This is a genomic window from Promicromonospora sp. NFX87 (assembly GCF_048564965.1).
Taxonomy (GTDB): domain Bacteria; phylum Actinomycetota; class Actinomycetes; order Actinomycetales; family Cellulomonadaceae; genus Promicromonospora.
The window spans coordinates 1,404,558-1,425,731 of sequence record NZ_CP183413.1 but is presented as its reverse complement, the minus strand read 5'-3'; the positions used below and the strand labels follow the sequence as shown (position 1 = coordinate 1,425,731).

The window sequence follows — 21,174 nt, the reverse complement described above, 5'->3', positions numbered from 1 at the left end:
CCGGCTCCCGTTCCAGCCCGTCAGATCCCGCTCCGCCGTCAGGACCGCGAGCCCTGAGGCCGCTCAGCCCTTGACGCAGAGCACCGTCCGCAGCCGGGCCACGACCTCCACGAGGTCGGACTGCGCCGCGATCACCGCGTCGAGGTCCTTGTAGGCGCCGGGGATCTCGTCGAGCACACCCCGGTCCTTGCGGCACTCGACGCCCTCGGTCTGGGCGGCGAGGTCGTCGAGCGTGAACTCCTGCTTGGCCCGGGTCCTGGACATCCGCCGGCCCGCGCCGTGCGACGCCGACCAGTACGACTCCGGGTTGCCCAGGCCGCGCACCACGTACGAGCCGGTGCCCATCGACCCGGGGATCAGGCCGAGGTCGCCCTTGCCCGCCCGGATCGCGCCCTTGCGGGTGACGATCAGCTCCTCGCCGTCGACCTGCTCGCGCGCCACGTAGTTGTGGTGCACGTTCACGCCCTCGTCGAAGGTGAGCTCACGGCCGCCGTCGGACATCGCAGCGAACTCGTCGCGGACCGCCTGGACCGTCAGGGCCATCATGACCGCGCGCGACCTGGCCGCATACTCCTGTGCCCACCAGAGGTCGTTGAGGTATGCGTCCATCTCGGGCGTGCCGCCGAGGAACACGGCCAGCTCGCGATCGACCAGACCCACGTTGTGCTCGAGGCGCTTCGCGATGCCGACGTGGTGCTCCGCGAGCTCCTTGCCGATGTTGCGGGAGCCGGAGTGGAGCTGGAGCCAAACCTGGTCGTCCGAATCCAGACATACCTCCACAAAGTGGTTGCCCCCACCCAGCGACCCGAGCTGCTTGCGCGCTCGCGTCTCCAGCTGGCGGACCTTCGGGTTCAGCGTCTCGAACCTGTCCCAGAACGCCTGCTCGCCCCGCAGCCGCTCCTGTCCGCCCGAACCCTTCACGGGCCGCAGGCGGCGCAGGTCGACCTGCTCGCCGTGCGCGTGGAACCCGACGGGGATCGCGGCCTCGATGCGCGCCCGGAGGCGCGAGAGGTCGTCCGGCAGGTCGGCGGCGGTCAGCGAGGTGCGGACGCCGATCATGCCGCAGCCGATGTCGACGCCGACGGCGTTCGGGGACACGGCGTCGCGCATGGCGATGACGGAGCCGACGGTCGCACCCTTGCCGAGGTGGACGTCGGGCATCACGCGTACGCCGGCCACCCACGGCAGGGCCGAGATGTTGCGCAGCTGGTTCAGTGCGGCGTGGTCGACGTCGTGCTCGTGCGCCCACATGAGGGTCTGCGCCCGGGCGCCCGACAGAGCGACCGGGAAGTTCGAGGACATGGGATTGCTCCAGTTCTTTGGGGTTGGCTCGCAGAACCTAAGGGCGGACGCCGAGGGGGCGCCAGATCATTTCGACGCGCCGGTGTCCACGGCCGTGTGGGCGGGCCTGCATTCCCTGCCCGAGGCAGTAAGATCCTCCCGCGGCTTCGTACTGCGGACCGGCCCTGTTAGCTCAGTTGGTCAGAGCAGGAGACTCATAATCTCTCGGTCACAGGTTCAAGTCCTGTACAGGGCACCGATCGTTCGTCGCGGAACGCAGCAGCGGCCCGGATCCACCTGGATCCGGGCCGCTGTCGTTGCATTGGTACCGCCGTCAGGTCACAGGTTGACGGCGGTGCCCCCGATCGTCACCGCGAGGCGCCCGTCGGACGCGAAGGACCAGGCCAGGGAACCGGAGTACTGCGCGCACCGGGACCCGTTCGAGCCGGCGTACCACTGGTTGCCGCCCGCGTCGTTGCCGATGATCCGGTCGTTCGACCCGCTGTTGCAGGAGGTGTTGTTGCGGAACGTCGACGAGCCGCCGTCGAAGTTGAAGTTGCGCTCCGCGCTACCGATGCTCAGGTTGTTCTCGACCGTCAGCGAGCCGAGGTTCCGGTTGTAGCCGAACCCGTGCTTGCCGTTGTCGAAGGCGATGCTGCGCCGCACGATGTGGTTCACCGCGATGTCCTCGCCGCCGAGCTTGTAGCCGTTGCGGTCGCCGTTGCCGGCCTGGCCGCCGTTGGACAGGGTCCCGTTCTCGTAGGAGAGCGAGTCCTCGATGGTGACCGCGCCGATCGCACCGGTGTCGGACTTGGTGTACAGGTCCCAGCCGTCGTCGATGTTGTTGTGGGACACCGTGTACCGGAAGACGTTGCCGGTGCCCACGGTGAGCTTCGGCGCGAACCCGTCGGCGTCCTCACCGTCGGAGTCGACGTTGTCGTGCGACTCCGACGACACGATGAGGTTGTTCGCGGGCCAGTCGGCCCGGGGCGCGCCCGCGGCGTAGCGGGAGAGCTGGAGCCCCGAGTCACGGTTGTGCCGCGTGACCACCCGCTCGATGATGTTGCTGTCGCCACCGAGGAGGATGCCGTTGTCGCCCGCACGCTCGACGACGATGCCGCGCAGGTGCCACCAGTCGCCGCCGATGGCGATGCCGCGGTTGGCCGGGTCCTCGCTCTGCGCCGAGAAGTTCAGCACGGGCCGCTCACCGGCGTACGCGAAGATCTCGGTGCGGTTGCCCGACAGGCCGTTCTTGCCCGGCGGGATCGCGATCGTCTGCGAGTAGTTGTAGGTGCCGCCACGCAGGTAGATCGTGCCGCCGGCGGCGATCCGGTTGATCGCCGACGACAGCGTCGTCGGGTTCGCCAGGGTCCCGGCGGCGCTGTCCGTACCACCGGGCGCCACGTACAGCGCGTCCCCGACGGGCGGCTCGGTGGTACCCCCGGTCGGAGCCTCGATGTAGTCGATGTTCGCCAGACCACCCGAGTTGGTCGCGACGAGCCGGATCGTGTTGGCGCCCGCGACCAGCGTGGCCGGCAGGGACTTGGTGGTCCAGGTGTTCCACGCGCCCGTCGGCTCGAACGAGACCGCCTGGACCCTGGTGCCGTTCACGACGAGGTCCGCGGTGCGGGCGGTGGTGCCGCCGTTGGCGAACCTGACCGCGAGGGTCGTGGCCCCTGCGGCCCCGTTGCTGACGTTGACCTGCAGCGCCGCGCCGGACGCGTTGGTGGTGTTGCAGAACCCGCTGCCGGAGTAGCCGGAGTGGTTCGTGTCGATCGTGCCGCCGCAGGTCGCCGCGGACGACTCGGCCTCGAACCGCTCCACGGCGGCCACCGCGGCGACCGCCGAGGCCCCCATCTTCGTGGCGGCCGCGGCCGACGATCCCGCGTACGTCTCGAACTCGGCGACCCGGGGCGTGCCGCTCGAGCTCGTGATCTCGAAGTTGATCTTGGTCAGCGACGTCGCGGCGAAGTTGACGGCCTTCGCACCGCTGCCGGTGGCGAGGACCGCGCCGTTGTCGTTGTTGACGATGCGCCACGCGCCGATGTTGCCGACCGCGCCGGAGGCCTCACGGATGTTGACGCTGGACACCGTCTTCGCGGAGGCCCACTTGATCGAGACGCGTCCGGTCGAGCCCGAGGGTGACCAGTAGGTGGCGGTGTTCCCGTCGAGCACGTTGCCGAAGCTGGTGCCGCTGGCCTTGCTGGAGCCGTCGGCGCCCGCGCCCAGGCTCAGGTTCGTGCCGGTGGGCGGGTCGGTCGGGTCCGTGGGGTCGGTCGGAGTCGGGTCCGGGTCGGGGTTGGTCGGCGTGCAGCTGCCGTCCGAGACCCGGTTGCCCTTGTTCGCGCCCGCCGTCTGGCTCACGACGGACGGCACGCAGTTCGCGGCGTCCATCGGGTACGAGTACGGGATGCTGACCGAGGTGTTCGACGTCGGGTTCGGGCCCGCCGGGTTGTGGTCGCCGCTGCGCGGGGACCAGGTCACGTTGTCGAAGATGTTCCCCGCGACCTGCCAGTAGCCGGCCTGGTCGGTGTAGAACGTGCCGAGCACGTCCTTGGAGTCCTCGAAGTAGTTGTTGTCGACCTTCGCCTTGCCCCCGGCCCGCGAGTTGATGCCCGACTCCACGATGCCCGTGTAGTGGTTGTTGTAGATGTGGGCGGTGCCGCCGCGCAGCAGCGGCACCCGGGAGTTCAGGTTCTGGTACAGGTTGTGGTGGTAGGTGATGAAGCTGTTGGAGACGTCGGTCTCGCTCGAGCCGACCAGCCCGCCACGCTCGGAGTTGCGCATGATGCTGTAGGAGAGCGTCACGTACTTGGTGTCGTTCTTCATGTCGAAGAGACCGTCGTAGCCCTCCGACTCACCGCCCGAGGCGATCAGGTTGACGTGGTCGACCCAGACGTTCCGGACGCCGCTCTCCATGCCGATGGCGTCGCCGCCGTTGGACGTGGGTGAGCCGGACTTCTTGACGTTCTGCACCGTCACGTTCTGGATGATGATGTTGCTGGACTCGCGGATGTGGATGCCGATCTGGTCGAAGACCGCGCCGCTCCCCACACCGATGATCGAGACGTTGCTGATCTGCTTGAGCTCGATCACGCCGGATGCGGTGCTGCACCCCGGGCCCGAGACCTGGCTCGTGTTTCCGTGGTTGATGGTGCCCGAGACCTCGATGACGATCGGGGTGCTCTTGGTGGCGCGGTTGCACAGCGCCGTATGGATCGCGGTCCCGGTGCTCGCCCGTACCGTCTGCCCGCCGGCACCGCCGGTGGTGCCGCCGTTCTGGGTGGCGAAGCCCGTTGCGCTACCTGTGGCGGCGGCCGCGTCCGGGACCGACTGCGCGGTCAGCCCGATCGTGACCGCGAGGGTCATGGCTGCCACCGCCGAGAGGAGCTGCACTGCTCTGGGTCTTCTCATCGTCGTTGCCTCACGTTCGTCGTTGAAAGCGGGACGTTGCTGTGGTTCTTCGTGCGACGTGGGGTCTGCCGGGACGCGCCCGCCCCGGCTCTGGAGCGATGCGCCGGGTGATACTGACCCCACACGGGTAACCGGTTTCCCGGAGCCTAGTAACCGGTTTCTCAGATGGCAACCCCCTAGGGCATGCGATCTGAGAATCGCCTGGAACTCAGTGGTGGGGCGTCACGACCCCGGGCGCAGGAGCACGGACTCCCAGTGCCACGGCTCGGGCATCCGCCCGCGGGGCTCGGCCCAGTCCGGGTGGGTCCAGCCGTAGGTCTCGGCGTGCTGCTTGAGCCAGTTGTACTGCTCGGTGCCGAACGTCTGGACCCCGCCGCCGATGTCCACCGCGAGCCCCAGGCCGTGGGTGGAGCAGCCGGGCGGCGCGGCGGTCGGCGCCGCCGGGTCGTACAGGGATTCCTGCGACTCGTACGTGCGGTAGGACGAGTTGATCGTCAGGTGCTCGCCGAACGCCTCGCTGTAGGCGGCGTCGAGGTCGACGAGGTCCTGCAGCACGTCGGCACGCACGAGGTGCTCGGGCGCCCACGGGATCGCCGCGAGCTCGGAGCTCGGCACCTTGCCGCTGTCCGGGTCCCACACCTGGTCCGGCCAGGGACAGCTGATCGCGTCCTGCGCGTCGGTCAGCGACTGCGTGGCGAGGGTGAGGACCGAGCGGTTCGTGCTCAGGTCCGTGGCAGCCTTCTCGAGCTTCGTCAGGTCCGCACCGGCAAGGGCGTCGTCCGCTGCGACATCGACGGCGGCGAGCGTGTCGAGGGCGGCCTGCAGCTGCCCCCGGACGACGTCGTCGACGCCCAGGCCCTCCGTCGCCGCGTGGACCTTCTCCGCGCGGGCCTGAGCGCTCGTGATGCCCTGGCGGGCGGCCTCGACCTGGCCGCGGGCGAACTCGACCATGGACGCCTCGACCGCGTCCGACGCGGCCCCGAGGGAGTCCCGGGTGTCACCGGTCCCGGTGAGGAGCCGGGTGAGGACCGGTTCGGCCAGCACTGTCTCGGCCTCGGCGACCTGCGCGGAGAGTTCGTCGCGCGTCGTCTCCTCGGCGACCTTGCCGTCGGAGGCTGTCAGCAGCTGCTTCGCCGTGGAGTTCTGCGTGGCGAGGTCAGCTGTCTCCTCCGCGGCGTACCAGGCGAGGCCGCCGCCGCCCATCGCGAGGACGACCACGAGCGTCACGATGATGACCGTCCGCAGGCTCCGGCGACGGCGGACCTTCGCCTCGCGCCGCTCTCTCGCGGTCCCGCCGGGCTTCACGTCAGGGGGATCGACATGAGGCATGGCGTTCGTCGAGGTCACGAGGCCAGAACTTACGTCACTGAACGCCTCGGGGCTGACCGACCAGGGGGTGAACTATGGGTCGGACCGGACGGAGCCGGGCGCCGCGGGATCAGCCTCGTTCGTGCGCCCGGTTCGCGGCACTACGGTGGGGGCATGGGGTTCCGATCATGGTTCGGGCAGGGCCCGCAGAAGGCCGTACGCCGTACCGTCCGCTCGCACCGCACCGCACCGGTGCTGGCGCAGGCGGCGCTGGTCACGTCCGCCAGCGAGGCATGGGCGTTCGCGACGCGCGCCGAGCTGCTGATCATCTCCGCGCCCGAGGTGGCGACCGGCCAGGACGACGACGAATCGCGGGGCGCGCCGTCCGTCGTCGTGCAGCGTGAGTGGTCCGACGTCGACCGGGCGACCTATGACACGGAGTCCAACGTCATCCAGGTGTACTGGGTCGACAGCGACGAGCCGACGCCGCTCCCCCTCGACGGCCGGCGCTCCGTGCTGCCGCAGGTGCTGCGTGAGCGGGTGCAGTGGTCGGTGGTCCTGGCGGAGCCGGTCAAGCTCCCGGGCGGGCGTTCGGCCCGCGTGGCGGTCCGACGTCGGGCGGACGGCGCGCTGTTCTCCCAGGTGATCGGCGGAGCCGACGTCGACCTGGCCGATCCGGGCACGGCCGGCGCGATCGACGCGGCCGAGGCCCGGGTGCGCAGCGCGGCGGGACTACCTGCCTGAGCCCGCGCGCAGGGTGACCGGGTCGCCGTCGGCCAGCTTCTTGCGCCGCCGAGGAGCCTTGGGAACGGTCGCGCTCTCGAGCGGCACAGGACCGGGCGTCCCCATCCGGACCGACAGGAACGGCCGGTTCGACGGCACGCCCTCCGGGGTCTCGAGGAGCCTCCGGGCCAGCACGAGAGCACCGTCCAGCGGCTCCCCCGCGGCGTCGACCACCTCGACGTCGGGGCGGACGTCGGTCAGGTGCGACATGACGAGGGCCCGCAGCTCGGGGACCTTGGTGATCAGCTTGCCCGTCGTCGCGACCCTGGGCTCGACGCCGGGGTGGCTGAGCGCCGCGCGCAGGGTGTCTGCCAGCCCTCTCGCGGCCGCCGCGCGGATGGCGACGCTCGTGGGGTCGCCGGCTCGTGCCGCGGCCAGCACGCTTCGTGCGAACCCGGCCAGCAGGCTGAGCGCGTCCGGGGTGCTGTCGAGGGTGATCCCGTGCCGCTGGCGGCCGAAGTGCCGCTCGGAGGCCCGCAGCAGGACCTGCGATGCGCCGTCCTCGCGTCCGTCGCGAGCCTTGTTCGCGGCCGCGAGGCCCTCACGGCCGATCCATCCGCCGCTGCCCTGGTCCCCGACCAGGTATCCGAGCCCGTCTGCGAGGTACCAGCGGGCATACTCGTCGACGGCGACGCCGACCGCACCAGTGCCCACCACGAGCACGGCGCCGCCACGCCCGCCGAGGGCGCCCAGGTGCGCCGTCACGGCGTCGGTCGACACGGCGGTTCGTTCGGTGCCCAGGCTCTCGGCGAGAACGTCGTGGAGGGCGTAAGGATCGAGGCGACCCGCCCGGTCCATGGCCATCATCCCGCGGAGGCCGACGGCGGCCGCCGCGATCCGGGGCGTCCCGGCGCCGGCGTGTGCGGCGTCGAGCTCGAGCATCAGGTCCTGGCAGAGCCCGCGGACGACGTCGGGGGCGTCGGAGCGCCCGTCCACGACATGGAGCGGCGGGCCTTCGACGCGGATGTGCGGTCGGCCGGGCCCAGGGCTCGCGACGGCGCGCGAACCCGTTCCGCCGAGGTCCAGGCCGACTACCCAGGTGTCCTCGGGCGGAGGATCGGTCACCCTCTGGGTGTCTGCTGCCCGCACCCGAAGATGGTGGCACAACACGGCGTCGAACGACATGGCAGAGCCTCGATCTCGCCCCGGATCGGCGTGTTGTCCGGCATGTCGATGGGGTGGGTCCGGACGTCGTCGCCGACGGGCCGCCGACCTGTGACCGAGCCCTCCGAAAACACGACAGGACTACCCGCCAGAACCTGTTAGAGTTTTCACCGGTCGCCCTCCCGGTGCACGGGACTGGGGCGGACGCATTCCCGCGTAGCTCAGCTGGCAGAGCATCCGACTGTTAATCGGACGGTCGTTGGTTCAAGTCCAACCGCGGGAGCCATGAGGCCCGGAATCTCAACGATTCCGGGCCTCGCTGTTTCCGTTACATGGTGCCGACCCAGCGGAAACCCAGCGCTGTCAGCCAGCAGACGCCCTCCTGGTCGTCGGCTGCCCTGTCTGAGGGAGCCCGGCTCACCCAAGGGCGGCTAGGCAGACAAACAGACAGGCGACGCCAAGGCACGTACGCTCTTCGTCGTGCGAATCGCGCGGACCCAGGATGACCTGAACGAGAACCTTCAGGAGCAGTTGGACTTCATCCGAGAGGACGGGGAGCGCTTCGATGCGGGCAACCCCCAGTACGCCAAGCGCATCGCGACCTCAATTCGGATCTTGGTTCACGAGACTGGCGCGAGTCACGCATTGCTCGGGCAGCTTGGCAAGCTCAACACCCTTCGCTACCTGGACACCGCCGGACAGTTCATCGAGACGAACATGCTCGCAACCATCAACCTCGCCTTCATGCGTGGAACCGTGGTGGCTCCGGGCGTCCTGGAACCTTCGTACGTTCCTTTTCTCGATGACTATCAGTTCCGCACCCGCCTCAACCGACCTACGACGTCGCTTGGCACATTCACCGAGCCCGCGGCAGGTCGCTACCTCCAGTTCGAGGACTGGTGGAACATGACAGTCGTGTGCGACAGCTCGCAGACGACCTTCAGTCGAAAGGATCTCGTGACCGCCCTGGCGAACCAGGATGGCGGTGCCCATGTCGATCCCGCACTCAAGCACACGTTTCATCGCCTGTCGCGGAGCAACAGTCTCGGTATGTCCGTTGGTAGTGCCACCGAGGACGGTGAGACGCCTCTCGGGTTTGGCGTGGCAGGTGGGTCTCCGAACCCCGGCGAGATCGCGTTCGGCAACCCCGTGCTCGCATGCGTACGGCAGATTGGTCACGAACTACTTCGTTCTGTCCCTCGACCCGGCGGGCACTACCGGGGAAGCTGAGATTCGCCTGGCCGTGGTCGCCCGCTAAATCACGAACTATCGTGATGGCCTCGGCGGCTACCTCAGGTCCGCGGTTCCATCAGACGTGATTCGGACATAGGTTCCGTCGTCTCCTACGACAAGCTCGAAGCCCACGCTGTGCACGAGCTCGACGAGGTCAGGAGCGGGGCGGACCGGCAGCACGACCGCGCAATGGGCCACGCCGTCCGCAAAGCGTCGGTAGTCGGAGAGCTGCACGATCGCGAACCGAACCATGTTGCGGGTGCTGTTGGCCTTCACCTCGTAGAGCACACGCCCGAACGACATAGAGAGGGCCCCACCAACACGGTGGGGCCCTCTCCGTTGCCACAGCAAGCTAGGTGTTGTTAGAAGGGACTGCGGACGATCATTTCGGCGAGTTGCACGGCCAGGGCGGCCGCACCGATGGCCACTTCCGCACTGTCGGTCAGCCCCCAGGCGATCACGAGCACCGCACCTGCAAACAGGACCAGCCAGACTCTGGGCGGCACACCCTGCTCACTTCCAGGGGCATCGTTTACACTCACAGGTGTTCCTTTCTTTTGGATGCGATCGAAAAGCGAGGACACTCGGCCTCACCTGTGTCCGCAGGTGAGGCCGACCTCGTTGCCACTCATTCTTACATCCAGGTGAGCCAACTAGATCGGATTGGATCTAGTTGTGGACAGTTCTCTACAATCGCGCTGGGCGATCCTTAATGGGTGTGGAGAAATCTCTACAACTGTGACGGCCCGCGGTCGAGGCGGCTCAGTCTTGAGACGGCTGCCAGGCCTGCCCGGGTGAACAATTGTGAGCTGTCTCGTGACCACTGCGGCGACAACCCGAGCCCGCTAACCTCCCAGTCATGAGATCAGTGCGACGGGTCATCGGTTCGGTGGCAGGGCGTGTGGCGGCATGGTCAGACGACGGCGGTCCATGGCGAGCCAAGGACGACCCGCGCCCAGGCACCATAGCCAGGCAGCGCCGGTCTCCGGTCAGATTTGAGGACATCGATAAGTTCTTGGCAATGCTCGCCGTGATCGAGAGGCAAGTAGGGCCTCTTCACGATTTCAGTGACTCCAACAAGATCGGCGAAAAGTATGGGTTCAATCCCAATGAGATGCCGGAGTTCAAGCGCGAACGGATCGAATCATGGATCGAGGAGGTTGCTCGCGGGTCGAGTAAGGGTCAGAACCTTCTGCTATCGGGCGTCGGACGCGGGCATGGTTCTGACTTTCGCTGGCTTATCGATTTGAGTAGCGACCTAACGGCAGTGAGCATCGCAGGAATGAGCCACCCTGCCGCGGCGGCGGAGAGCCTCACCCTGCTGGAAGAAGCTGTTGAATCGCATACCACTGCAATGCGTCGCAGCAGAAGGGTTGTCATCGAACCCGTCCGCGCGGCCGGTGCCGCTCAGCGGAAGCACGATGAGGATCTTGCCGCCCGGATCAACCGCGCGGGTATGCTCTGGGGCGGCCTGGCGGGTGTCCTCGGTGGTGGCGCCATACAGGCCGCCTTCAACCTCCTTGGGTGGTGAAGCTCCACCCGCGGGCCCCCGGTGCAAACAGCCGGCCCGGGTGGTCGCCCCGTGGTCAGGCACCCAGCGGTAACCCGACAGAATGGCCGGCAGACGGCGAGCACCTACGTATATCTACAGCACCTGAGTTAGCCGCTTGGCTGCACCAGTCGGCATACAACGAGACCCAGCGGTTATCGGACGGGAACTCGCGTTGACGAATCGGACGTTCGTTGGTTCAAGTCCAACCGCGGGAGCATCTCAGAGGCCTCGAAGCCCCAGTTGAACTGGGGATTCGGGGCCTCCTTGCTTGTGCCGTCGACCTTGACCGGAACGTCGCCCTACACCAGCATCTTGGTCAGGCCTCGAGACGACGGATCGGCGGAACCCATGGACAGACTCGCTCGGGGTGGTCTAGCCGTCCTCGTGCTCGGAGCTGCTACCAACCTCGCCCTGACGTTTGCCCCGGATGTTGTCCCGCGGCCTGCGGCTGCGCTCATCGCGTACTGCATGGTCGGTGTCGTCATCGTCGTCACACCGGTCTGGATCTATCGAGAGCTTGTCGTAGCGCGACGACGACTGCGCGGCATTGATTACGTCGGCGACGGCCGCAGCCGACATGCGGAGTACACCACTGTGTGGCGTGGAGCCAGGCACCATCTCCTCGCGGTCGGCGTCGGCATCACCACTCTGTCCCGGGACGAGCGCCTGCTTCGAGAGACCGTCCGCCGAGGAGTTCGCGTCGATGTCGTGATGATCGATCCTGAGTGGCTCCATGACAACCCACAGATCGCCTTGATGCTAAACGAGGCATACGAGCACGAGGGTTTCTCAACACGGACAAGGGCGTCACTACAACGCATGCGAAACCTCGCCGCGCGGCTCAACGAGGAGACCGGCCAAGAGCTCATCCGTATCCACACCTACCAGTCATGGCCCGCGTTCAGCATCACGATCGCTGATTGTCGATCCGACCGGCCCGTCGGGTTCATGGAGTTTCACCTCTACCGGCACCTCAACCGCGTCGGCCTAGGAATCGCGGACTACCGTTCCGACGGTGTCGGCCACTCATTCCTAGCCGACGTACTCGATTCGGTTGACGCCCTCGTTGGGGAACGGTTAGGCCTCCCCCAGCCCCGAGGCGGAGTCAGCGCACATTGACCATCGAGCGGGTCCTCCCTCGCACGGGGTGCCAGTCTGATGCGGTTCGTTGTGTGAGGTCAGATAGGGAGCGGACTGCTACGGCTGCGCCTCCCGGTCGATCCTTCCAGTGACGTGATCGGCAGCAGCGATCACGGGAACAGAAGCGTGTGCTCCGCGGGGAAGCACGCGGTGGCCCGCATCAGCATCTCCACCCATGAGAGTCTCCTGCTCGACGTTTATTCCACGAGGCTATCGGCGACCCGATGGGCGCGGCCGGTGCCCCGCTGGCACGTTTGATGTAGCTGGATCACCCTCGTGTCACGAGCACACGCAGCAATGGGCTCGGAGCAGGTCCAGTTGTCAGCCAATGAGCAGAAGGAGCAGATCGTGAACGACAACATGCCCCAGAAGCCCAACGACATCAAGCACGGATTCTCCAAAGACGATGCACACCTCTGTCGTTGGGCAGAGCCCCACAAGAGCGATCACGCATGTGTGGAGTGCGGCACGCAGTGGAGTGACGATTCAGACGAGGTGCGTGTATGGACAGTGGGCACAGACGGACTCGGCGGACATGACGTGATCTTGTACCGCACGGATGACGGCGTCATGCGCTGCGATCTCCTAACGAACTCGCGCGTCGATGAGCCGGGTCGGCTCCGGGCACTAGCTACGGCCTTGAGGTCCGCGGCCGACGTGTGGGAAGCCTCGAAATGACCAAGTCGGCCACGCCCCAGATCGCTGTGCGCTCCTGCCCAATCACGTCGTGTGCTGCCCGGGACTACTGCCGGTACTCGGTGGCATACGAAGGCGTTCCAGTGCCGCCAGGCGGGGCGGGGCGCCTGCAGCACTGCCCCTACCTGTCACGGTCGCGGATCAAGATCCGGCAGATCAAGCGGGGCGGCGCATCCCGCGCAGAGTGCGGTGTTCAATGAGGCGGCCTTGCGAGGGATCAGTCGAGCCGCTGAACGCCAGACGCGGAAGCTTTAGGGCGGCGTTCGTCACGACGTGCTACGTCACGACCGGACATAACGGCATGGTCCGCCTGATCTGAGGCGCCATCTGCCTCAGGTCAGACTACACAAACCGTCACATTGGATCTCAACCCGTTGACGGCGCATCCCGGACGATCATTGGTTGAAGCCCAAACCGCGGGAGCCGAAACGAGGCCCTGAACCCCTTCTTGATCTGGGGATTCAGGGCCTCGTCGTTTTCGCTGTCAGTCCTGATCGGAGTTACTGCCCCGGCCCCCGGCAGGGCGCCCGGCCCATGCGCTAGCGTGCGTCCCTAATGTCCAGCTCAGGAAGATTGACCTCGACCGCCGTGCGCGACGACCTCGGGTTGCGGCCCCACGTCGAGGCCCTGGCGCACCTCCTCACGTCGCGCACCGCACCGCCGTCGTACGCCGTTGCCGTGCTGGGCGAGTGGGGCGGCGGCAAGTCCGCGTTCCTGCGGCGCCTGCAGACGCAGATCGAGGCGCGGGCCACCTCGGGTGACCCGGAGGCCGTGGCGTCGGTGCGGGTCGTCCGGTGGAACGCCTGGGCGCACGGCGAGAGCTCCGTTCTGGTCGGGATCGTCGCGAAGGTCGTCGCCGCGCTGCCCGGCGAGGACGTGAGAGGACGCCGTCGCGGGCCGCTCGACGCCCGCCGGCGGGCCCGGCAGCGCACCGTGACGACGAACCGGGCCGAGCGCATGCGCGCACGGGCCGTCCGGCTCGGCCGCGAGATCGGGACCGCCAAGGACGCGAGCTCTCTCGTCGCCGCCCTGCACCGGGCCCGGGTGCTCCTCCTGCTGCCGTGGGCGCTGCTGCGCAGCGGGTGGCGCCAGGCGCTGCCGCTCGTCGTCGTGCTCGTGCTCGCTGGACTGGTCGCCGCCGGGCTGGCGCTGCTGCCCGTGGTCGCGCCCGACGTCGCTGCGTGGCTCGCCGAGTCGGGCACCTGGGTCAGTGGGCTGCTCGCCTCGTCGGGCGTCGTGGCGGCGCTGACGGCGCTCGTCGCCGGCTACCGCAGCCGCGTGGCCGAGCTGGACCCGGCGCGCACCGGTGTGGTCGGCACGTTGTCGCAGCTCGTCCTCATGACCTTCGACCAGGAGCGGGCCAAGGCGGAGACGCGCCTCGCCAAGCTCGATGCCGACGACGCCATCGACGGCCTGTCCACCCTCCTGCACGGCGACGACCACCAAGGCCGCCTGGAGCGCGCCCACGGGTTCGTCGGGAACCTGCGGGACGACCTCGGGACCTTCGCCGACCAGCTCGCCCAGGCCGAGGAGTACCTGCGGCGCCCTGGCGACACCGACGCCGACGGCCGGGTCGAGCGGATCGTGCTCCACATCGACGACCTCGACCGATGCCCGCCCGACCGGGTCGTCGACGTGCTGCAGGCCGTCACGCTGCTGCTGTCGACGAGCCTGTTCGTCATCGTGGTGGCCGCCGATCCGCGGACGCTGCGGCACGCCCTCGAGCAGGACGCCGCGGCGGCCACCCACCTGGAGGGCCGCGCGGCCGGGGCGCTCGACCACCTCGACACCCTCTTCCAGGTGCCCTACGCGCTCCCCCGCCTCGTGCCTCCGGTCAGCGGCCGCTACCTCCTGCGGACGGCCGCCGACCAGGGCCTCCTACCGGTTGACCTCGCCCTCGACCCGGGCGAAGACGGTGCCGTGGCCGGACGTCCGGCGTCGGGCACCCTGAGCGCCCAGGAGGCGGGACTCCTTGCGCTGGTCTGCGAGGCCGTGACCACGCCGCGCGCGGCGAAGAAGCTGCTCACGCTGTACCAGCTGGTCCGCTATGCGACGGGGCCCGACGACGACCTGCGGCCCGCCGCCCTCCTGCTGGCTCTGCTCGTGGGCGCACCGGAGCAGACCTCGCAGCTTCTCCGCGAGCTCGACGACCACGCCGACGCGGTGCACCTCGCCGCCGTGATCGAGACCCTGAGCGGCAGGCACGCGGCCGCGGACCACGAGCGGTGCGCCGCATGCGCGGCCTGGCGGCGGATGCGCGACGTCACGGAGCGAGCGGTCGCCGCAGGAGTGCCCGCCGAGGTGGGCAGCCACCGGGTGTGGGCGCGGGAGGTGGCGCGGTTCAGCTTCCACCTGACGGAGCGGCACTGACGCCGTAGCTTCACGCCCCGGATTCGCCACCCGCGCGACGGAACCTCGTCGCGAGGCGATCGAACGCAGCCGCGAGCTCGTCTCCCTCGATGACCTCGATGTCGACGTCGAGCTGTGCGATCCACAGCGCGAGCTGGTCTGCGTCGTCGGCGCCCAGCACGACACGGCACGTGGACTCCTCGACCACCTCGATGTCGACCGGGATCTGTATCTTCGCGGCGACCTCGGCGGCGGGGGCGTGCACGAGAATCCGGGCACGGTATTTCCAAGACCCCTTGCTGACACGTCCGACGACGTACTCGACGACCTTGTCCTCCGGGATCACGCGCGGCGCGAACCGCGCACCCGTCGGTGCGTGGAGAGCCATGCGGTCGACGCGGAAGACCCGCCAGTCGTCGCGGTCGAGATCCCAGGCGAGCAGGTACCAGAGCGGCCCCCAGCTCACCAGCCGCTGCGGTTCGGTGTGGCGCGCCGCTTCGCTGCTCCCGGGCTTCGTGTACCCGAACCGGAGCCGTTCATGGCCGCGAATCGCGGCGGCGACCCCGCCGAGCACCGGGAGGTCGAGCGGCGGTTCGGCTCCTGGAACAGCGCTCGTCGCCTCACGTACCGCCTCGACGCGCCGGCGCAGACGCGAGGGCAGCACCTGCTGCAGCTTCGCGAGCGCGGTGAGCGAGGTCTCCTCGACGCCGATCCCCCGGGTCGCGACCGCACCGAGCCCGACCGCGACGGCGACCGCCTCGTCGTCGTCGAGCAGGAGCGGGGGCATCGCCGTCCCGGCGACCAGCCGGTACCCGCCCGCGACGCCGGGGCGCGCGTCCACGGGATAGCCGAGCGACCGCAGCTTGCGGACGTCGGCGCGCACGGTGCGTGCGCTCACGTCGAGCCGGCCGGCGAGCTCGGAGCTCGTCCAGTCGCGCTTGAGCTGGAGCAACGACAAGAGCTCGAGCAGGCGGGCCGAGGTCTCCAACATGTTCTCGATGATTCCAGCAATTGCGGAAGCTAACCCGCCGCATTGCCTTGGATCGTCAGAGCCATGAACGAGAACAACGCACTGACACCGTTTCGCATCGACATCCCGCAGGACGACGTCGACGACCTGCGCAGACGTCTGGCACGGACCCGCTGGCCGCTGCCTGTGCCGGGCCGCGACGACCGCACGGACTTCAGCCGCGGCATCCCCCAGACCTACCTGAACGAGCTCGCCGAGTACTGGCGCGACGGGTTCGACTGGCGCGCGCAGGAGGCCAAGCTCAACGAGCACGAGCAGTTCACCACCGTCGTGGACGGCCAGACGTTCCACGTCGTGCACGTGCGTTCAGCCAATCCCGAGGCGACCCCGCTGATCCTGAGCCACGGGTGGCCCGGCTCGTTCGTCGAGTACCAGCGCCTGATCCCGCTGCTCACGGACGAGTTCCACGTGGTGATCCCGTCGCTGCCGGGCTTCGGCTTCTCGACGCCGCTGTCCGGGACCGGCTGGGAGCTGGCGCGAACGACCGAGGCGTACGCCGAGATCATGACGCGGCTCGGCTACGAGCGGTTCGCGGCCCATGGCACCGACATCGGCTCAGGCATCACCGGCCGGCTCGCTGCCGTCTACCCGGAACGTGTCATCGGCACGCATGTCGGCGCGGACGGCCGGTTGCTCGGGTTCGTCGGCGACAAGTTCCCATACCCCGAGGGCCTGTCCGACGACGAGATCGCCCAGGTCGAGGCAGCGCGCACCGAGATTGCGGCCGACCGCGGGTACCTCGAGATGCAGAACCATCGCCCCGACACGATTGGCGCGGCGCTCACCGACTCGCCCGCGGGACAGCTCGCGTGGATCGCCGAGAAGTTCAGGACCAGGACCAGCGGCGGGTACCGGACGCCGGAGGAGTCGGTCGACCGCGACCAGCTCCTCACGAACGTCAGCCTCTACTGGTTCACACGTGCCGGAGCGTCGAGCGCGCAGTTCTACTACGAGGGCGAGCACGCGGGGCTCGGCTGGGCCATGGCCGCGGACGTGCCATCCGGGTGGGCCGTATTCGACACCCACCCCCTCGTGCGCCGCGCGATCGACCCGTGGAACGCGATGAGCCACTGGAGCGACTTCGCCGAGGGCGGCCACTTCCCCGCGATGGAGGAGCCGAAGCTGCTCGCTGACGACATCCGAGCGTTCTTCCGCGGGATCTCCTGACCGTGTCAGGGCTGGTCGGGCCTCGAAGACGAACTCAAGGCTCGCAAGGTTTCAAGCCTGCTTCACACCCGCCTCTTGACGAAGGAGGGCACGGCACGGACGATGGCCGAGTTCAGAGTTTTCGAGCAAAGGGAGACCGACATGCGTGCACGCTTCCTCGGCAAGGACCCGGAGTCGGACAACGACGGGTCGCCCACCCTGTTCGCGACCGATCGAACGGACCGCAAGACCTATATCGCTCAGGGCTGGCGAGTGACCGACGAGCAGACCCTCGCCGACGTCGGCGAGATCCCCGATCACGAGACGATCATCGAGATCCCCGAGGACGTCATCAAGATGTGGGTCCTGCGCTACCAGGAGGAGCAGGGGGACCAGTCCTGAGCGAACCGCTTCCGATCGGGCCCGAGTGGCGCGAGCTGTTCGCCACGTTCGAGCACACGGCATATCGGCTGGAACTTCGGGACCGCTACAACTCCCCCGACAACCAGAAGCCGGTGCGCGACTACACCACGACGGGCAGGGCAGACCTCGGCTGGCTCGATCCCTGGCTCGACAAGATCCGCGCCGCCTCAGCCGCAGGTCGGTCATACCGGCGGGTTCGTGTGGTGTCGGCTCCGCTGACCGAGTACGCCCGATACAGCCTGTGGGTCTCACAATTCAACGTCGAAGCCGGGGAAGACATCCGATACCTGACCCGGAGCGACATCCCCGATAACCTGATCAACTTCGACTACTGGCTGTTCGACTCCCGGATAGCTGCTCGGATGCACTTCGACCCCGATGATGTCCTGCTGGGCTTCGACCTCGTCACCGATCCGCGAACGATCGTCGAGCTCAACTACTGGCGCGACGCCGCTTGGCACCACGCCATCACGAGAGACGAATTTGCCACGCAACACCTCGATCAACGCTGACATCCGCGACGCCCGCAACGAGCTGGGCGCCCGGCTGCGGGAACTGCGGCGAGCTGCTGGCCTCAACGGCCAGCAGCTCGCTGACGCTCTGTCCTGGCCAGGGTCCAAGGTCTCCAAGATCGAGCACGGCAATCAGACACCAACCGATGACGACGTGCGGGCATGGTGTCGCACCGCCGGCGCCGAGCAGGAGATCGAGTCCCTGCTCGCAGACCTGCACACGCTGGAGACACGGCACGCGGAGTGGCAACGGCAGGTGCGCGGTGGCCTCGCACGCGTCCAGGAGTCGGTCGCCAAGCGCGAGTCGGCGACGCGGATCCTGCGTACCTTCCAGTCCACGTTCGTCCCAGGGCTGCTCCAGACACCCGGCTACGCTCGGGCGCGCCTTGAGCAGAGCGCGAATGTCTGGGGCAGGCGGGCTGACGTCGACGAGGCAGTCGCGGCCCGAATGTCCCGGCAGGCGGTCCTGTACGAGCCGGGGCGAGGATTCCACTTCGTCATCGCCGAGTCGGTCCTGCTGTTCGCGCTCTGCCCGCCGGAGGCGATGCTGGCGCAGATCGATCGCCTCATGTCGCTGGCGATGCTCTCGAACGTGCGCCTGGGAATCATCCCGTTCGATACGAGCTACGTCATCGCACCGACGCACGGGTTCTCGCTGCTGGACGACCGTCTCGTCACGGTCGAGACGTTCACGGCGGAGCTCAACCTGGCACAGCCGCAGGAGATCAAGATGTACCGGAAGGTGTTCGACTCCATGGCCCTCGCGGCGGACTACGACCGCAAGGCGCGTACTCATCTCCACCGAGCCGCCGAACAGGTCGGGCAACGGAACAACGAGCGCGAGAAAACTTGAGCAAAGATCTCGCCCCGGCCGGTCGACGTCAATAATCTCCAACCCATGACCTCGACAGCACCCCACCGGACTGCCCGGCCGATGGACGGCTTCGGCCCCCTCCTCATCGCCTGCGACATCGATGGGACCTTGCTTCGCACGGGGCGTCCGGTCAGTGCCGAGGTACACGACGCCGCCGCGGCAGTCACCGCCGCAGGCCACCACCTGGTACTAGCGACAGGCTGGTCCCTCACCGGCGCCCTACCCGTTGCCGAACAGCTCGGCCTGGCAGACACCTGGATCGTGAGCTCAAACGGCGCCGTGACTGCCCGCGTCACGAACGGCACCGTCGAGATCGTCGAACGGCACGACCTCGACGCCGAGCCCGCCGTCCGCCTCGCCGTCGCAGCGGCGCCCGGTGTCCGGATCTCCGCCGAGATCGTCGGCGTCGGCTACCGCATCAACATCCCGTTCCCCGACGGGGAGCTGAACGGCACCCAGCACGACGTGCTGGATCTCGACGGACTCTGGGCCACCCCGACACCCCGCCTGGCTCTCCACCAACCGGGGATCTACCGCATCGCCCCCGCGCTGCGCGCCCTCGGCCTCACCGCGATATCGACCCGATCCGACTGGATAGACGTCACCGCCCGGGGCATCTCCAAGGCCACCGCGTTGGAGAAGGTGCGTACCGAGCTCGGCATCGAAGCCCACGCCACCGTCGCGATCGGCGACGGCGAGAACGACATCGAGATGCTGGACTGGGCCACGGCAGGGTTCGCCATGGCCCACGCACTCGTGCCCGTGCTGGCCGCCGCCGACCACATCACCGGCACCATCGACGACGACGGTGCTGCCACTGTGCTCCGCTCACTGCTCGCCTGACACCGCACGAGCGGCCTTCCGGGGCCCACGTTTCACCCCCCAGGGCTTCTGGTCAGGACACACGCAGGCCACGACGATGTCAGGCATGACTGAAGCGACCGAGAGCATGCAGAAGCGGACGACGGCCAACAAGTCCGCTGGCCCGATCACCGCAGGCCTGGGAGGACTGATCCTGGGAGCCGGGCTCTTCTCGATCGACACCGCCGCGCCGGTGGTAGCCATCATCGGCGTCACCGCTTTCCTGGTCGGCCTCGTCGCTCTGCTGGACGGCGTGTACAAGCTCGTCGGGAACATCGACAGCGCAACCCAGGCGCTCCTGGAACGACGTCCCTGACAGGCTCAGGAGACCGCCGCGCCGTCAGCGACCCGCGGCAAGCGCCCGCATGAGCCGCCCCGGGTCCTCGGCGGCGGGGAGGTCGCTCACCTGTCCGTCGCCGACCTCGATCGCGCGCCACACCCCGTCGGACCGCAGCGCGAGGTCCGTGGTGACGAACGGGGCGCCCAGCGCACGTACGCTCGCGCCGACGGCATCGCACACCGCCGTCGGGACATCGACAGCGGTGCCGGCGGGCGCGTCAGGGTGCGGACCGATCAGCACCGCCGATCCCCTGACCCACCAGATCCGCGCTTCCAGGGTGCGCCCGTCGGCGTCCTGCGTGAACTGCTCGAAGGCGCGCGCGACGATCCCGCCGGCCAGGTCGTCTCCCTGCAGCTCGACCATCCGTCGGATCACACGGGTGGCGGCCGAGACGTCGGCAAGGTCAGGCACGAAGCACGCCTCGTGCCATTCGTGCTTGCGGGACTTCACGTGGTCCTTCACGACGCCCGGACCGCCGCCCAGAGCTCCGGTCAGCGCGCCGACGTCCGCGCTCGTCGGCATCCGGCCGGTTTCCCACGGTGACCAGACACTCGCGGGAGTCAGGTCCGCGAACGTGGCGTACCAGCCGGGCAGCTCGTGCGCGGACCGGTACGCGGCGGAGTCGGTGACCAGCCGGACTCCGCGGCCACCTAGCTCGGTGTCGAGTCGTGAGTATGCGGCGGAGGGCATCATCCAACCCCGGTACCAGGCGGCCCGTCCGCCGTCGGACGCCGGGATCCGGCGTACTGCCGCCCGGACATCTCCGGCGAGGATCGCGTCGTGGTCCACCACCGCGACCTCCATACCCGCGTGCCGCGCGGCGTCGGCCTCACGCATGAAGTGCTCGTCGGGCACCCGCGGGGCGAGGGGGTCGGACGGGACGAGAAGCAGGGGCGTGGCCATGCGTGGACGGTACCGACCCCCGCAGCGCTCGCACCGCATCAATGTCCGCATGCAAATCGATTAGTTTTCGCCAGTCTCTTGACCTGGAGTCAGCGCGCGCTATCTTAAACCGGACATTGTATCGATTCAGATTGATTCGATCTCCCATGGTCAGCAACGAGGCGACCAACTTTTCCGCAGGGCTCGAAGCCGGGGGGCGACGCCGCTCCGATCCGGCGAGCCGTC

At 68.3% G+C, this 21,174-nt stretch carries 19 protein-coding genes and 2 tRNA genes; 13 read left to right on the top strand and 8 right to left on the bottom strand.

The features are described from left to right. Positions 1-63 precede the first annotated feature (63 nt). A complete protein-coding gene (locus ACNYC2_RS06365) occupies positions 64-1,302 on the bottom strand; it encodes an RtcB family protein (RefSeq protein ID WP_419706218.1) in 1,239 nt (412 codons plus the stop codon). 161 nt (positions 1,303-1,463) lie between these two features. Here ACNYC2_RS06365 and ACNYC2_RS06360 point away from each other — a divergent pair. Continuing rightward, positions 1,464-1,537: transfer RNA gene (locus ACNYC2_RS06360), tRNA-Ile, on the top strand. A gap of 83 nt (positions 1,538-1,620) precedes the next feature. Here the strand turns inward: ACNYC2_RS06360 and ACNYC2_RS06355 are convergent. Both ACNYC2_RS06355 and ACNYC2_RS06350 read right to left on the bottom strand, forming a co-directional pair. Then, a complete protein-coding gene (locus ACNYC2_RS06355; RefSeq protein WP_419706217.1) occupies positions 1,621-4,695 on the bottom strand; it encodes a carbohydrate-binding protein in 3,075 nt (1,024 codons plus the stop codon). 222 nt (positions 4,696-4,917) lie between these two features. Continuing rightward, positions 4,918-6,042 carry a M15 family metallopeptidase gene (locus ACNYC2_RS06350; protein ID WP_419706216.1) on the bottom strand — a complete coding sequence of 375 codons (1,125 nt, stop codon included), beginning with the start codon at positions 6,040-6,042 and terminating at the stop codon, positions 4,918-4,920. 135 nt (positions 6,043-6,177) lie between these two features. Here ACNYC2_RS06350 and ACNYC2_RS06345 point away from each other — a divergent pair, with 135 nt between their 5' ends. Continuing rightward, positions 6,178-6,747 (top strand): hypothetical protein, encoded by a 570-nt coding sequence (locus ACNYC2_RS06345; RefSeq protein ID WP_419706215.1) that lies wholly within the window; start codon positions 6,178-6,180, stop codon positions 6,745-6,747. Here ACNYC2_RS06345 and ACNYC2_RS06340 read toward each other — a convergent pair. Further along, positions 6,736-7,851 carry an N-acetylglucosamine kinase gene (locus tag ACNYC2_RS06340; RefSeq protein WP_419706214.1) on the bottom strand — a complete coding sequence of 372 codons (1,116 nt, stop codon included), beginning with the start codon at positions 7,849-7,851 and terminating at the stop codon, positions 6,736-6,738. The genes ACNYC2_RS06345 and ACNYC2_RS06340 overlap by 12 nt on opposite strands. Before the next feature lie 249 nt (positions 7,852-8,100). Between ACNYC2_RS06340 and ACNYC2_RS06335 the strand changes: the two genes are divergently transcribed. Then, a tRNA-Asn gene (locus ACNYC2_RS06335) sits at positions 8,101-8,176 on the top strand. A 194-nt stretch (positions 8,177-8,370) separates the two neighbouring features. Beyond that, the gene (locus ACNYC2_RS06330; protein WP_419706213.1) at positions 8,371-9,120 is read left to right on the top strand and encodes a hypothetical protein; all 750 of its coding nucleotides are present in this window, start codon (positions 8,371-8,373) and stop codon (positions 9,118-9,120) included. A 57-nt stretch (positions 9,121-9,177) separates the two neighbouring features. On the opposite strand, the gene ACNYC2_RS06325 is transcribed toward ACNYC2_RS06330, so the two are convergent. Together ACNYC2_RS06325 and ACNYC2_RS06320 are read right to left on the bottom strand one after the other, a co-directional pair. After that, positions 9,178-9,399 (bottom strand): hypothetical protein, encoded by a 222-nt coding sequence (locus ACNYC2_RS06325; RefSeq protein WP_419706212.1) that lies wholly within the window; start codon positions 9,397-9,399, stop codon positions 9,178-9,180. 86 nt (positions 9,400-9,485) lie between these two features. After that, the gene (locus ACNYC2_RS06320) at positions 9,486-9,707 is read right to left on the bottom strand and encodes a hypothetical protein (RefSeq protein WP_419706211.1); all 222 of its coding nucleotides are present in this window, start codon (positions 9,705-9,707) and stop codon (positions 9,486-9,488) included. A 437-nt stretch (positions 9,708-10,144) separates the two neighbouring features. On the opposite strand from ACNYC2_RS06320, the gene ACNYC2_RS06315 reads away from it, so the two are divergent. From ACNYC2_RS06315 to ACNYC2_RS06305, 3 genes are all read left to right on the top strand, one after another. Then, a complete protein-coding gene (locus tag ACNYC2_RS06315; protein ID WP_419706210.1) occupies positions 10,145-10,654 on the top strand; it encodes a hypothetical protein in 510 nt (169 codons plus the stop codon). Between the two features lie 369 nt (positions 10,655-11,023). Next, positions 11,024-11,794: a hypothetical protein gene (locus tag ACNYC2_RS06310; RefSeq protein WP_419706209.1), complete on the top strand. Its 771-nt coding sequence runs from the start codon at positions 11,024-11,026 to the stop codon at positions 11,792-11,794. 1,290 nt (positions 11,795-13,084) lie between these two features. After that, a complete protein-coding gene (locus tag ACNYC2_RS06305) occupies positions 13,085-14,881 on the top strand; it encodes a P-loop NTPase fold protein (protein WP_419706208.1) in 1,797 nt (598 codons plus the stop codon). A gap of 10 nt (positions 14,882-14,891) precedes the next feature. On the opposite strand, the gene ACNYC2_RS06300 is transcribed toward ACNYC2_RS06305, so the two are convergent. Beyond that, positions 14,892-15,851: a helix-turn-helix transcriptional regulator gene (locus tag ACNYC2_RS06300; RefSeq protein WP_419706207.1), complete on the bottom strand. Its 960-nt coding sequence runs from the start codon at positions 15,849-15,851 to the stop codon at positions 14,892-14,894. A 63-nt stretch (positions 15,852-15,914) separates the two neighbouring features. Between ACNYC2_RS06300 and ACNYC2_RS06295 the strand changes: the two genes are divergently transcribed. The 6 genes from ACNYC2_RS06295 (at position 15,915) to ACNYC2_RS06270 (ending at position 20,022) form a co-directional block, all read left to right on the top strand. Further along, positions 15,915-17,057, top strand: a complete 1,143-nt coding sequence (locus ACNYC2_RS06295) for an epoxide hydrolase family protein (protein WP_419706206.1) — start codon at positions 15,915-15,917, stop codon at positions 17,055-17,057. 141 nt (positions 17,058-17,198) lie between these two features. Next, entirely contained in the window at positions 17,199-17,438 is a 240-nt protein-coding gene (locus ACNYC2_RS06290; RefSeq protein WP_419706205.1) for a hypothetical protein, read from the top strand. Then, complete coding sequence (locus ACNYC2_RS06285; RefSeq protein WP_419706204.1) at positions 17,396-17,971, top strand: DUF6879 family protein; 576 nt, start codon at positions 17,396-17,398, stop codon at positions 17,969-17,971. The genes ACNYC2_RS06290 and ACNYC2_RS06285 overlap by 43 nt, the downstream gene beginning before the upstream one ends. Further along, entirely contained in the window at positions 17,943-18,824 is an 882-nt protein-coding gene (locus ACNYC2_RS06280; protein ID WP_419706203.1) for a helix-turn-helix domain-containing protein, read from the top strand. Before ACNYC2_RS06285 ends, ACNYC2_RS06280 begins: the two co-directional genes overlap by 29 nt. A gap of 45 nt (positions 18,825-18,869) precedes the next feature. Beyond that, positions 18,870-19,688, top strand: a complete 819-nt coding sequence (locus ACNYC2_RS06275) for an HAD family hydrolase (RefSeq protein WP_419706202.1) — start codon at positions 18,870-18,872, stop codon at positions 19,686-19,688. Between the two features lie 85 nt (positions 19,689-19,773). Next, entirely contained in the window at positions 19,774-20,022 is a 249-nt protein-coding gene (locus tag ACNYC2_RS06270) for a hypothetical protein (RefSeq protein ID WP_419706201.1), read from the top strand. Between the two features lie 24 nt (positions 20,023-20,046). Here the strand turns inward: ACNYC2_RS06270 and ACNYC2_RS06265 are convergent, their stop codons facing one another. Beyond that, on the bottom strand, positions 20,047-20,949 hold the full coding sequence (locus ACNYC2_RS06265) for an ATP-grasp domain-containing protein (RefSeq protein ID WP_419706200.1): 903 nt from the start codon (positions 20,947-20,949) through the stop codon (positions 20,047-20,049). Positions 20,950-21,174: the final 225 nt, after the last annotated feature.

What these genes read in the sequence shown, in the direction of transcription:
- ACNYC2_RS06365 (WP_419706218.1), bottom strand. Translation starts at nt 1,302, where the DNA reads ATGTCCTCGAACTTCCCGGTCGCTCTGTCGGGCGCCCGGGCGCAGACC.
- ACNYC2_RS06355 (WP_419706217.1), bottom strand. Translation starts at nt 4,695, where the DNA reads ATGAGAAGACCCAGAGCAGTGCAGCTCCTCTCGGCGGTGGCAGCCATG.
- ACNYC2_RS06345 (WP_419706215.1), top strand. Translation starts at nt 6,178, where the DNA reads ATGGGGTTCCGATCATGGTTCGGGCAGGGCCCGCAGAAGGCCGTACGC.
- ACNYC2_RS06315 (WP_419706210.1), top strand. Translation starts at nt 10,145, where the DNA reads ATGCTCGCCGTGATCGAGAGGCAAGTAGGGCCTCTTCACGATTTCAGT.
- ACNYC2_RS06310 (WP_419706209.1), top strand. Translation starts at nt 11,024, where the DNA reads ATGGACAGACTCGCTCGGGGTGGTCTAGCCGTCCTCGTGCTCGGAGCT.
- ACNYC2_RS06300 (WP_419706207.1), bottom strand. Translation starts at nt 15,851, where the DNA reads ATGTTGGAGACCTCGGCCCGCCTGCTCGAGCTCTTGTCGTTGCTCCAG.
- ACNYC2_RS06295 (WP_419706206.1), top strand. Translation starts at nt 15,915, where the DNA reads ATGAACGAGAACAACGCACTGACACCGTTTCGCATCGACATCCCGCAG.
- ACNYC2_RS06290 (WP_419706205.1), top strand. Translation starts at nt 17,199, where the DNA reads ATGCGTGCACGCTTCCTCGGCAAGGACCCGGAGTCGGACAACGACGGG.
- ACNYC2_RS06275 (WP_419706202.1), top strand. Translation starts at nt 18,870, where the DNA reads ATGACCTCGACAGCACCCCACCGGACTGCCCGGCCGATGGACGGCTTC.
- ACNYC2_RS06270 (WP_419706201.1), top strand. Translation starts at nt 19,774, where the DNA reads ATGACTGAAGCGACCGAGAGCATGCAGAAGCGGACGACGGCCAACAAG.
- ACNYC2_RS06265 (WP_419706200.1), bottom strand. Translation starts at nt 20,949, where the DNA reads ATGGCCACGCCCCTGCTTCTCGTCCCGTCCGACCCCCTCGCCCCGCGG.